The organism is Massilia sp. 9096 (assembly GCF_000745265.1).
GTDB lineage: Bacteria > Pseudomonadota > Gammaproteobacteria > Burkholderiales > Burkholderiaceae_D > Telluria.
Genome location: NZ_JQNN01000001.1, coordinates 265,619 through 278,428 on the forward strand (window position 1 = coordinate 265,619; position 12,810 = coordinate 278,428).

The 12,810-nt window shown below is 54.2% G+C and carries 6 protein-coding genes and 1 pseudogene; 4 read left to right on the plus strand and 3 right to left on the minus strand.

Annotation, left to right across the window (positions count from 1 at the left end; all coding sequences use genetic code 11):
- Positions 1 to 92: 92 nt before the first annotated feature.
- Positions 93 to 1,589, minus strand: a complete 1,497-nt coding sequence (locus FA90_RS01230) for a sensor domain-containing diguanylate cyclase (protein ID WP_081933558.1) — start codon at positions 1,587 to 1,589, stop codon at positions 93 to 95.
- A 393-nt stretch (positions 1,590 to 1,982) separates the two neighbouring features.
- Between FA90_RS01230 and FA90_RS01235 the strand changes: the two genes are divergently transcribed.
- The gene (locus tag FA90_RS01235) at positions 1,983 to 7,922 is read left to right on the plus strand and encodes a DUF3320 domain-containing protein (protein WP_051971304.1); all 5,940 of its coding nucleotides are present in this window, start codon (positions 1,983 to 1,985) and stop codon (positions 7,920 to 7,922) included.
- Between the two features lie 139 nt (positions 7,923 to 8,061).
- Here FA90_RS01235 and FA90_RS24700 read toward each other — a convergent pair whose 3' ends face one another.
- On the minus strand, positions 8,062 to 8,604 hold the full coding sequence (locus FA90_RS24700; RefSeq protein ID WP_051971305.1) for a hypothetical protein: 543 nt from the start codon (positions 8,602 to 8,604) through the stop codon (positions 8,062 to 8,064).
- On the opposite strand from FA90_RS24700, the pseudogene FA90_RS25370 reads away from it, so the two are divergent.
- Positions 8,578 to 8,898: pseudogene (locus tag FA90_RS25370) on the plus strand (transposase); the annotation flags it as partial. The gene FA90_RS24700 and the pseudogene FA90_RS25370 sit on opposite strands and share 27 nt — an antisense overlap.
- 844 nt (positions 8,899 to 9,742) lie before the next feature.
- Here the strand turns inward: FA90_RS25370 and FA90_RS01250 are convergent.
- Entirely contained in the window at positions 9,743 to 9,979 is a 237-nt protein-coding gene (locus FA90_RS01250; RefSeq protein WP_156116535.1) for a hypothetical protein, read from the minus strand.
- Between the two features lie 966 nt (positions 9,980 to 10,945).
- On the opposite strand from FA90_RS01250, the gene FA90_RS25375 reads away from it, so the two are divergent.
- The gene (locus FA90_RS25375) at positions 10,946 to 11,815 is read left to right on the plus strand and encodes an OST-HTH/LOTUS domain-containing protein (protein ID WP_156116537.1); all 870 of its coding nucleotides are present in this window, start codon (positions 10,946 to 10,948) and stop codon (positions 11,813 to 11,815) included.
- Positions 11,816 to 12,069: 254 nt separating this feature from the next.
- Positions 12,070 to 12,621 (plus strand): hypothetical protein, encoded by a 552-nt coding sequence (locus FA90_RS01255; protein ID WP_239700474.1) that lies wholly within the window; start codon positions 12,070 to 12,072, stop codon positions 12,619 to 12,621.
- The last annotated feature ends 189 nt before the right edge of the window (positions 12,622 to 12,810 follow it).

The following is a 12,810-nucleotide window of genomic DNA, read 5'->3' on the forward strand; positions in this document are numbered from 1 at the left end:
AAAGGTTTTTCGTCACGCTCAGTGTATCTGCTCGTCAGATAATCTGTACGGTCTCGCCAAGTGCGCATGAGCTGCGCGGCATTTACCGGCCACTAGGAAGCAAGTGGCGGCACTTGACCTTCGGCCGCCTGCACCCGGTTTCGCCCAGCGTCCTTAGCGGCGTACAGCGCGCTGTCGGCGGCTGCCAGCAGCTCGTCAGCGCTGCTGAAGTTCACAGCATCCGTGCTAGCGACGCCGAAGCTAGCAGTCACAATGGAACTTGCATTAGAAGACGCGTGCGGAATGCCAAGCGCCTCTACCTGCCGGCGCATTTTTTCTGCGACTAGCAGGGCACCGTCGTGACCGCAGTCGAGAAGCGCAACGAATTCCTCGCCTCCGTAGCGAGCAACTACATCACTCTGCCGGTTCAAACTGTCCTCAATCGCTTGCGCTACCTCACGCAAGCAGGCGTCGCCCGCCTGATGACCGTAGCGGTCGTTGAAGAGCTTGAAGTAATCGACATCGATGAGCACCAGCGATAATGGTGCACCACTACGACAGTGCTTACTCCAATCATGCTTGAGCATCCGTTCGAACATCCTACGGTTACCAATTCCGGTAAGAGCATCGCGGGAAGCCAAGTCGTCTAACTGGACGTTCTGCTTCCGTAGGATTGATTTTTCGATAAGAGCCCGGTAAGCGATGAATAGTGTTGCCCATATAAGCGCAAGCATCCCGGCGATAATCGTCGCCAAGCGCATCGAGCGAGTCTTCCAGTAAGCAAATGCAGCTTGTCGTTCGATTCCGACAAAAATTACAAGGTCGAGGTCAGGCAGGGCTCTATACGCCGCAAGCCTTCGCTTGCCATCCATTTGTGAGGTCGAGTCATACGTGCCAGACGGTGCATGCGGCAGCAGCTTAGTAAATATCGAGCTCCGTGCATTGCTCTTCCCGACGTACTTGGCCATGCCTGGATTCCGTGCTACGAGGCTTCCATCGTTCCTGTAGATGCCGACCGTTGGCGCGACTGAAAAGCCGAACAGTGAGTAGAAAGAAGTGAGCTGGCTGGTGTCCATACCGACCGCGACAATTGCGAGCAGATTTCCCTTCTGGTCATACACTGCTTTCGAGATAGTGAAGAGAATTGGCGAACCTGGGATTCGAGCAACGATAGCCTTGTCGATGTATCGCTTGTGCGTATCTTTCGCTTGCCGAAAATAGTCTCGGTCGGAAACGTTCGTTTTAACAAGAGACATTGTTCTCGTTTGCGCAACGACGTTGCCGCCCGGGTCGACAATCCAAATTTCACGGCAACCGATAAGAGTCCTGCAATACGAGCTCAGTAGCTTCCAGCGGTTGGGTTCACGAAGGTTCGCCAGTGGACCTGCTCCCTCAACGACAGTTGACACTGCGTCAAGGGTCTCATCGACATACGTAACGGTATCCCGTGTGTGCCGCTCAACAACGCGAGTGATGTCGGCTGCCGTTTCGTATCGTCGCTCCTCAGTATCTTGATAGTCAAGGAAGACTTCTACTGCCGTGGCGCCAACCGCGACGAAGGTGATGAACAGGGCCAGCAGCCCCAATCGAAATTTACGTGCGCGTCTCATCAAGGGGGCCACATCTCTCGCAAAACACCACCCCTGGGGCAGAGGAGGCCCGATTCTACCCGAGCGCTAGCTTTGCATCCGGAAATCTATCTCGGTCATCCTCGCCCAGACCGCTGTATCGCTGACACTGCAAGAAGCAGACATTGTTGCCATGATGATTGAAACGGGTGGTGCGCCGGTGTTCTGCCCCCAACAAAACGTAAATCAGATATTAAAGTGTTTGTATCGCAACGAACACCCCGAGTACACTTAACAAACAGCAATACTTCATGTGCGCTCGCCGTAGGCCGCTGGCAGAGCGGTGCTGTAAGCGCGTGTCGAGTAGTCCTTAAACGTTTTTCTTGCCTCAGGCATCAGCCACCGCGCCTAATCCATTTTCTAAAGAAGCAACGAATGCAATCCGACATCGCCGACGTCGTCACGTCTCGCTCAGCAAGCGAAACTGTTCCTAGCCTTAAAATCGAGATTACTGCAGACCCGACGACCGGCTACGCGGCGATTCAGAACAACATCCCGGTCATCCGGTCGATTACCGTTCTAAACACGGGGTCAGAAGCACTTCGCGATGTCGAGGTTGATGTTTCATGTTCACCTCGCTTTGCCATGGGGGTGAAGCTGAAGTTCGACCTGTTGGCATCTGGGGAAGCTCGAACCATCTCTCCGGTTGACCTGCAGCCGGAACATGCTTACCTGAGCCAGCTTGACGAGTCTGAGAGAGCAACAATATTGGCTAAGGCCGTGCTCAGTGCGGAGCAGGTAGCTCAAACCAGCCGACCTATCGAAGTGTTGGCGTACGACCAGTGGGCCGGGACTCGTTCCCTGCCTGAGCTGCTCGCCGCGTTCAGTATGCCGAACTCACGGGTTGTCGACCGTATCGTTTCAAACGCTTCAACGTTACTTCGTGGTGCGTCGGAAAGCCTCTCGATGAACGGCTATCAGTCGAAGAATCGAGCTAACGTCTGGAAGCAGGTTTCGGCAGTCTATAGCTCGATTCTGGCAGAAAAACTGCACTACTCGAACCCTCCAGCGTCCTTCGGTTCGGATGGCCAGAAGATTCGGACTCCGGAGCGAATCCTCGACGGTAAAGTGGCGACTTGCCTGGACACTGCAATGCTGTTTGCATCGTGCTTTGAGCAGGCGGGTTTGCACCCGGTGGTACTCTTCAAGGAAGCTCATGCTTGGGTTGGAGTCTGGCTAACTGAAACCAGTTTCCCAACCCCCGTCATCGACGATGTCCAGTCGGTTCGCAAACGTGTTAAGTCTGGCGAATTCATCGCCTTTGAGACGACGGGTGTTGCAGGGGGAAACAATCCTTCATTAAGGTGGGCCAGCAGCACGGCTGAAGAGTACCTGGCCGATGGGGGAAGCTTCCTTTACGCGGTAGACATTCGGCGTGCACGAGAAGTGCAAATCCGTCCGCTGCCTTCGCGCTCGACGGTTGTCGAGGTTGCGCCGGCAGATGTGAACATCTCGCTCCCTTCAATCGAAGATGTGCCGCCTCTGCCGCCGCTTGACCCTGCCGTTATCCAGGTCAATGACTCGGCAGTGCCAGACACGCCAGAAGGGCGTCTATCGCGTTGGAAAAGCAAATTGCTCGACCTTACACTTCGCAACAGGCTTCTGAACTTCAAGCCGGCTAAATCTAACTTGCGTGTTATCTGTCCCGACCCAGGTGCGCTCGAGGATGTCCTCTCAGAAGGTAAAGAGTTCAAAATTCGACCGTTGCCGTCCGTCATGGTAGGCAGTGACAACCGGGATGCGGCAGTGTTTTCCGCGCGCACTGGCAACGCGCCGCTGGACGCCATCGCGGCAGAGGCTTTAAGCCGTCGCGAAATCATTGTCGACGCTACGGAAGAGACGCTTGACGCTCGGCTCCTTGAGATATTCCGCACAGCTGGAACCAGCTTGGAGGAGGGCGGTGCGAACACGCTATTTCTTGCATTTGGACTCCTACAGTGGCAGGAAGAAAAGGATGCCGAAGTCCAGCATCTGGCGCCGATACTCTTGATACCTGTGACGCTAACGCGGCAGTCGGTTCGTAGCGGCTTTCGCTTGACTCGACACGATGACGACGCGTTGGTTAACCCGACGCTCGTGCAGAAGCTTTGGCAAGACTTCGAGATGAAGCTGCCTTCGTTTGACGTGCTGCCTTTGGATGAGAAAGGCATCGACGTTCCCAAAATCTTGCAGGTCTTCCGCTTGGCAGTGGGTGAGCTAAAGGGATGGGAGGTCAAGGACGAAGTCCACCTGGGCATCTTCTCGTTCGCTAAATATTTGATGTGGAAAGACCTGCAGGACCGTCAAAAGCAGCTTCTGGAGAACCCGGTCGTCGCGCACTTGGTCAACCATCCAGGAAAGGCGTTTGCTGACAGCGAAATCGGGTATGAGGCTTCTACTCTCGACAGCACGTTTCGACCGCAGGACCTCTTTGCTCCACTGCTATCTGACTCATCACAGCTTCGTGCAATATGTGTCGCGAGTGAAGGTAAGAACCTCGTGGTGGAGGGGCCACCCGGCACTGGTAAAAGCCAAACAATCACGAACCTCATCGCACACCTGTTGGCTTCCGGCAAAACCGTGCTGTTCGTGTCAGAAAAAATGGCCGCGCTTGAGGTCGTCCATCGGCGACTGAACTCGCTCGGCCTCGGCGCCTTCTGCTTTGAGCTGCATTCGTCAAAAGCCAAAAAGTCAGAGGTACTGAAGCAGTTGGGCGCGGCGCTTGACGCCAGCGGCAATCGGACGGTCAAGGACTGGGAGGCTGAAGCAGAACGGCTTTCTAACCTTCGCACGGAACTTAACGGCTTAGCACAGGCACTGCATCGAATTCATCCGAATGACCTTACAGTCTACGACGCGATAGGTATTTGTGTTCGGTATGGCGATACGACGCCGGCAACGTTGAGCTGGCCGGACTTGAACGCCCACAGCCGAAAAGACCTGGACGAACTTCGACAAATATCGCGACGAATGGCGGCACTGGGTGCGCAGATTTCTGAGATGCCGGCACATCCACTGGCGGCGATTAGGAAAACCGACTGGACCCCAAGTTGGCAATCGACCTTGCTCGATGAGGCTGCGGAATTAAGCAGAATGGCAGCTGCATTGCAGGAAGCCTCGAAGCCAATTTTGCGCAAGATTGGACTGGCCGAGGTTGGTCTGTCGATGACTGAGCTCGGGCTTCTCGACCAACTGGCCGACACACTCATTCTAGCTCCGAAAGTGCCTCTGGGCGTCGCGCGAGCAGCCCACGATGAGGCGAGCCGAGCCCGGCTCTTGTTCTTGAGTCAGCACGGGCTAGCACGTACCCAGGCATGGGAAACATTAGACGGCAAGTACCGTGAGGATGTCACTTCGCTCAGCGCTGCAGAACTGCAGCTCCAATGGGCGGCAGCGCAAACAACTTGGTGGCCACGAAATTGGTTTGCCAAGCGAGCGGTGCTTAATCGCTTGAGGCTGTATCGAAACGACGGTGTTCGTCCGACTGAGGCAGAAGTGGGTGACATGGCTGCCTCGCTTGCGCGCATCAACGCGGAGGACAAAGTCATTTTGCCTCTTGCAAGCGAGGCCCAGCAGCTTCTTCAAGAACACTTCGTCGGAGAGAAGACTGACTGGGCGTCGGTTGGAGAGAATCAGGAATGGGCGGCAGCATTTGCGGACGTCGTTAGCCGGCTAGTAGGTCGGGATGATGAGGTAGCGAAAGCCCTAAAAGCCAACCTTGAAAACCTTGTAACGGATGGGCGTGCAACACTCAAGCGTGACGGAGCAGTTGGAAGCGCATTGCTCAGTTACCGCGACGCCTACCGTGAGCTCGTCGACCAAGTACATAAGCTGGTGGTAACTGCTAACTCGGCCGTGGGCCTCGGCCTTGACTCCAACGAAGACGGCTTTTTGCCAAGGTTGCAGAGCATGCTGCAGGGGTGGAAAACCTCGGCTAGGCAGCTGCAGCCCTGGAGCTTGTGGCAGCGCGTTCGCTCGGATGCCATAGCACATGGTTTGCTCGGGCTGGTATCGCCTTTGGAAGCCGGCGAGGCCGCAATGAGTGACGCAGCTGAGTTTTTTGAATTCAGCTACCAAAATTGGTGGCTTAAGAAAGCGGTAGACGCTGAAAATGTTCTCTGCACTTTCTCGAGCGCCGACCATGATAGAAAGATTTCTGAATTTCGGCAGGCTGATGAGCGTTTCCAGGAGCTGTCGCAGCAATACATCGTCGCGAAGCTCTCTGGGAAAATTCCGTCGAGCGCGGGTGTCGAACCTGGCGCTGATTCAGAACTCGGCAAGTTACGTAGGGAACTACAAAAGCAACGCAAACACACGCCGATTCGCCAGCTCATGCAAAGCCTTCCAACGCTGCTTCCCAAGCTCAAGCCTTGCATGCTGATGTCGCCGCTGTCCGTCGCGCAGTACTTAGACCCGGCCCATGCTCAGTTTGACGTCGTAGTTTTCGACGAGGCATCGCAGATTCCAGTTTGGGATGCAGTCGGTGCGATTGCACGAGGTCGACAGCTTGTCTGCGTGGGTGACCCTAAACAGCTTCCTCCAACAAACTTCTTCAATCGTGTCGACGATTTACAAGAAGTGGCAGGGGACGACAGCATCCAAGACCTCGAGAGTATTCTTGACGAGTGCTTAAGTATCGGTATGCCAAAGCTCAGCCTCACCTGGCACTACCGAAGCCGTAATGAGAGTCTCATCACGTTCAGCAATGTGACATATTACGATAATGAGCTCGTAACGTTTCCTTCGCCGACGACCAGAGATGAAGGCGTGCGATTTGAACACGTGCGAGGGGTATATGACCGCGGCGGGTCGCGTACAAATCGTGCTGAGGCTGACGCTATCGTAGCCTCAATTGAGAAACACTTCCAGAACTCAGCGACCAATAAACAGACGCTAGGGGTTGTGACGTTCAATCAGGCACAGCAGAACCTCATCGAAAAGCTGTTAGACGCGCGCCGGCGGATTTCGTCGACACTTGACCAAGCGATTGCGTCCACGGCTCGAGAGCCGCTGTTTATCAAGAACATCGAAAATGTACAAGGTGACGAACGCGACGTTATCTATTTTTCGATAACGTATGGCCAGGATGCAGCCGGCAAACTGAACATGAATTTCGGTCCGCTGAACCTTGAGGGTGGCCATCGTCGCCTGAACGTTGCGGTGTCGCGCGCCCGTCAGAACGTGGTCATATTCAGTACATTGCTGCCTGAGCAAATCGACTTGTCGAAGGTCCGCGCGGCAGGTGTGCGCGACCTTAAGAACTATCTGGACTTTGCACTGCGCGGCCCACGTGCCTTAGTCGAGCAAAGCACTCCTACAGGCATGGAGCCGGACAGTCCATTTGAGCGAGAAGTCATTTCCGTATTACGCAACAAAGGATGGGTAGTGCACCCCCAGGTCGGGGTTTCGGGCTACAGGATAGACATTGGCGTCGTAGACCCGCGGGCGCCCGGCCGGTACCTCTTAGGGGTCGAGTGCGATGGCCGTACCTATCACTCAGGCGCGACCGCGCGAGACCGCGACAGACTGCGTCAGTACGTCTTAGAAGGGCTCGGGTGGGAGCTTTTCCGCATTTGGTCGACAGACTGGTGGCTCAACCCTCAAGAGCCGATACGAAAGCTAGAGGCGAGGCTCGCGCAACTGCTGTACACCGACGAGCCGTCCCAAGATGCAGGCAACTTGGAAGAGGTCCCCTCGGCGCCTGTCGAGCCAGATGAAACTGCCCTGGAGGAGCCGGCTGAAGCGTCGGCATCATCCGAAGTCGAGCGGCCACAGGCTCTCGTAGAGTATCGCGTAGCTGAGCTTGAGGTGATGGATGGTAACGACTTCTACGCTGCTTCTTCCGCAACCACACTGCGTTCTCAGCTTGTACAGATTATCAACGAAGAGGGGCCGGTAGCTAGTCACATCGTTTTCAAACGAGTAGCACGTGCTTGGGGTCTATCGAAAACGGGCCGGCGGATTCAGGAGGTCCTTACCAACCTAGTTCCCTTAGATATCGTTAGGACTGAAGAGGAAGGTACGACGTTCTATTGGCCTCAAGCTAGCGAGTCAATCGACTGGACAGGTTTCCGAGTGCCCAATAGTAATGCTGAGTCTAAGCGGTCATTAGACGAGGTCGCGCCCCAAGAAATCGCTAACGTCGCGTCTTTTCTGATATCCCAGCAGGGGGGTATGTCATTAGACGGACTTTCGCGTTCTATTTGCCGTCTCCTGGGAATTTCGCGTACATCAGCTGATGCCGAACGCCGCGTTGCAAGTGCGTTAAAACTGGAGTTGGCGACGTCCCATTTTGCTGTCGTTAATGGGATGGTTCAACCCCGTGCAGTACATTAGCAGCGTTGGTCCTTCGTAGGTTATCAAATTGCCATCTGCGAATGTCGGAGGACATTTGGGGCAAACATACTCATGTCTGATTTCAACAGGGACTATGGGTAGTCTGCAAGGGGGGAGCGTCTTGATTTACTATCTCATCCTATCGGTCCCCAAAGGCGGCCGCTGCGTTCAACACATCGACCAGGCGACCCTGCCTCAGGGCGCCTAGTGGTGTGGTACCGAGCACGTTCGATTTAGTCGTGAAAAAGCTGTATTTAGAAGCGCCGGGAAGTGCTCCGAGGGATTTCGTCACTTTCTCAAGCGCGCGGCGGTCGAAATCTGGGTCAGCGTAGAAGGTTGGGTAGTAATTTTCACCGGACGGTCCGACCAACGCCAACAGCCGGTGTGACTTCACTGCTTCGCTCACTGACTGCCGGCGAATCTTGAGTGCGTCTTGAAGCTCAGCCGAAGTAATGAGCTCTTTACGTTCGATGCGAGAGGCCAGCGCCGCGGCTGACCCGGCACGAGATTCCAGCATGAAAGCTTCGCCGTCGACTTTCGATTTCTTGGTAGCCATCGGACTCGGCTTGCGGGTCAGAGCTGCGTCAAGGTCTTTGTCGAATTGAGCATCAGCTGCCTCGTCAGTCTTGGGTCCGACCTTGCCACGACCCGGCGCCAAGCCGTCGCGCAGCGTGGTGCGCAAGCAATCATCCCGACACGGAAAAATGCCAAGCCATGGAAGGACGAACGTCCGGGGGCAAAAGCGCGTAATGCCATCCTCGCAGCCACGTGCCGCCTTGGTCGCAAAATATGGAAGAAGTGGGCGGGCTATCATCGACGCAGTCTTGTTGAAACGAAAATGCGCTGCTTCAAACTATTTGGCGAGAGGGTGATGGCTCGCGACTTCGACCGGCAGGTAGCAGAGCTGCAGGTTCGGGCGGCCATCCTGAATCGCTTTACTCGCCTTGGCACGCCCACGACGGTGACCATGCCATAAATCCGTCTCGGGTTTGGGGTATTACGTGCTCAAATTATTCGTGCAACAAAGCCTAATCGAGCCTGACATTAAAATTCGCAACGGCTACCGGACCTGTTTCTGATGAGTTACATTATGCCCCCGCCGAGCACATGCCCTCTCGATGGACTTTTCGAGCAAGAACCGCCGGCATTCGTTGTTGCGGAGCAGTAAATACATTTCTTGGGTCCGTTATCCACGACGTGGCTCTTCGACGGACTTTTGGAGCACGAGCCCCCGCCGTTACAGCTGGCTCCGCAAAATATACACTTGCCGATGGTATAGACAACGTGTCCCCCTGAGGGACTCTTAGTGCATGAACCGCCCGCGTTCGTAGATGCTCCACAATACTTACATTTCCCCATTTTCGCCTCTGTGTCATTGCAGCGTTCAAACGCTACGCCAAATACTAAAGATGGTATGTTACCTGTATTTCCACAAGGAAATCTATCTTATTTCCACGGTGCTTCGTGAAAATTTAGTTCAAGGCCCGCAAGCTCTGTTTACAGTGGCGCCTCGGCAAGCCTGAACTAGTAACTGTTGTCGCGAAAGCAAAAGGGCGTAGTGGAGTTGCTACCGATATCAATATACGCGTGCTGTGCTTCACAGGTTGCACATTCGGGCGAGAAATCCGCGCAGTGAAGAAATGTGGTTTAGCTTGGGCTTGGGACGTCTGGACGCTCGACGGAAACGCTTAGTGGGCAGGGAAAGCGCTGTAGCCCTGTCCGCAGGCGTGATTTACCAGTGCACGCGTCAGCTAGGTCTTGCGACACGCCGGTTGGGCTAGTGACCAACACGTCCTGTTCGTCGGACAGCAATTGGCTTGTCAGCAGTCGTTCGAACAGTACCCTCTTAAGTCGACGCGCGTGGCGTAGTCCGTGTCTTCGGCAGCCATGTTGGGCTTTAGCTTGGCGCGCTCCAGGCGCAGGACCAGCGTCTTGCCACCGAGTTTGGTCGCCTTGTGGCCCACTGCCAGGTCAAGCCATTCTTCGAAGCCAAGACGGGCTAGGTCCAGCATGGGCTGTGCGGCGAAGGCGCGTGTCATGCCGAGCAGTTTCAGCAAGGTCAACTTGTCGTGGGTTTGGGTGATGCAACACGGGTCATCCTCCATGAAGCGATGAGGCTGTGTCTAAATACACCTTTGCTCCAAAAAACATTTCCACAAAGAAATTGTTGGGCTTATAATGTTGAGTGATGGCCGGTCAGCCAAAGATGTAACTTATAAATCAGCGCACTTGAGGATTGGATACAGATGATTAATGTAAAGGTAAAGTACCAAATTAAGGTCAAAGGCAACTCCCTTATGACTGTCGGACCAACTACCATCCAAGCCAAAGCGAAAACAGAGAGCGCTGTGATGGAAGCGATACGTAAACATGTTTATGCGGAAACTCGTCCTGTTGAGAGTATTGTGATACTTAGTATCCTTTAAGCGTTGAAGTGCTAATTATTAAATAGCTCCCATAACTATTAATTAAGCCAGATATGGCAAAACTTACCTTAAAAATCAGGCAGGATATTGAAGTAAATAAGATTGACAGCGTACTCGAAGTTTCTGGGAACGCTGGTAAATTGGGTGACCTTGCATTCAGTAAGGGAGGCGTTGACTGGTGGCCGGCCGATAGTAAGGTGAACTGTCAATCTTTTACATGGGCCCAATTGGCTGGGTTACTGACCGCTAACGGTACTAAAAAGCGGAAGGACAAACCTAAGTGACTTAAAAAGCGGGCTGCTATAGAGCAGTCAGAGATTTGAACAGCGACAACAAAGTAGATTACGAAGATGCAAAAATCACTATCAAGCTCTGCGAGGTTGCTGGGGCCACCGCTGCAGAGCTTGGCCAACTGGACAGAAATGCCCTTCAATCTTCACTCGTCACGGATGCAACTGCCGGGGCCGTCGTGTGCGGCGTCACGTGTCCATTATTCGGATTCCGATAATAAGCACTATGACCTGCACAACGGTTGGTGCCGCTCGGTGTCTACAAAGTATCGGGAAGAAGTGAACTGCCGTTTTGCGGACTTCTGACGTGGAAAGCGCAGTAGCAGTCCTTCAGCATGAAGTGCAACGCAAGCTCGGCTGCTGCATGCTACGCCTGCAGCAGTACGAGCGTCTCCTGAAGGCAGTCCTCCCAAGTATGGCCGTCGCGGGTCCGCCTGAGCAACTCCAAGCTGTGCAGGGCAAGCAAGCGCTCAGCATGCGTAACAGGACTTTAGGTTCGTTAGTAGGAATGTTCACCGAGCAGCACCTGACTGCGGCCTCGGCAGACATCCAAGTCGGACCAGATGAGGACACAGGTGCCAACGGCCAGACTTCTGATGCGTCCTGGGCCAGCATACGCTTCACAATCTCGATGTCGCCTGAGCGTCACGCGCAAACCAAGGCGGGACTTGTTGAACTCGTTAATTTGCGCAACGACTTAGTCCACCACCTCATCGAACGTTTCGACATTTCCGACGCAAGTGGCTGCCGTGCCGCATCCAGCCACTTGGACAGCTGTTACCAGCGAATTGATGGCCACTGCCAGCTCCTGAAAACTTGGGCTAGTAACTTAGGTGAGTTCAGGACGCGCGTCTCTTCACTCGTACAGTCAAAGGCTTTTGAAGATGCCTTCGTACACGGCGCCAACCCCGACGGCTCGGTATGTTGGACAAGGAGCTCGATAGTTGAATGTCTGCGCAACGCAGAGGCAGCTTACCAAACCGACGGCTGGACGCCGCTTGATGCTGCGATAACGTTCATTTCGAAGGAACACCGAGACCAGACACCTAGAAAATATGGCTGCAGGACTTGGCGACAGGTCTTGAAGAAATCAGGGCTGTTTGAACTCCGGAGCAGCGCCAGTCCAGTTGGCAAAAGAGGACAGACTTGGTATCGCAGTCAAACGGCGCCACGCTGAGACTAGCAACGACTATCGCCGCGGACCACCTAATTAGCTGCCTCAGATTTTGTCGTACGTTTTTAAAATTGAATCGCCAGTTCCGTGGTACTTAATATCTGATTCGAATGACCAACATGACTTCGAGCACAATGTACGACCAGCAGTTTTCCCGAATTGGTCACTTTCAACTGTACCCTGAGTTATACCCTTGGGTCGGCCAATCCTTTCATAAGCATTGCCTTCGGATTCTCGTGCTAGGGGAGAGCCACTACTTGGACCGGGCCAGCGACTATCATCACGATGCTGCCGGGTGGTATGCCGGCATTGACATCCAAGGGAAACCCGACAGGACTTGGACAATCACGCGCAATATTGTCGCCAACGGTCTCGCAAATCAGTGGAAGGAGAAGTCGAAAACCATTTATCGCAACATCGAAGCCGCTGCAGTTGATGCCGGCGTTGGCACATCAAAGGCAGACTCTCCTTTTCACAGCATGGCCTTCATGAACTACTTCCAGCGACCAGCGCAAGTCTCGGGGAAATCTATTGTGGTTTCGGCGCTCGATAAAAGCCATAGTTCGATGGTGTTGAACACTGTCCTGGAGATTCTAAGTCCGCAGATTGTCATTTTTTGTAGCGTCCTGGCATGGAGAGCCGCAAGGGAGTCAGTTCAAGGACACCAACACATTCGATTCGCTTTTACGCCGCATCCAGCTACTCGTTGGTGGCACACTCCCATGCGCAAGTACAAGCACAAGAGTGGTCGGCAAATCTTCATCGAGGCTTTGCAAACGGACTGCCGAATTGCCGGAAGACCAGCGTAGGGGCTTTTGGAACAGTCAAGTCAATTAGAAATTTTGATGACGGGCCCCTTTGCATATTACGTGGCGACGAGCCCTCACCAAAGCTGGGCAGTTGGAGCTTCGGAGCGCCGCGATTCCCGGTGGGACGGGGGTGACTCACTATCAGCTGTGCTAAAAGTCGGCACTCGAGGCGAAGCAAGTCGTCAGTAT

Bases quoted from the DNA above. Each gene is read 5' to 3' on its own strand.
- FA90_RS01230 (WP_081933558.1), bottom strand. From the start codon at position 1,589: ATGAGACGCGCACGTAAATTTCGATTGGGGCTGCTGGCCCTGTTCATC.
- FA90_RS01235 (WP_051971304.1), top strand. From the start codon at position 1,983: ATGCAATCCGACATCGCCGACGTCGTCACGTCTCGCTCAGCAAGCGAA.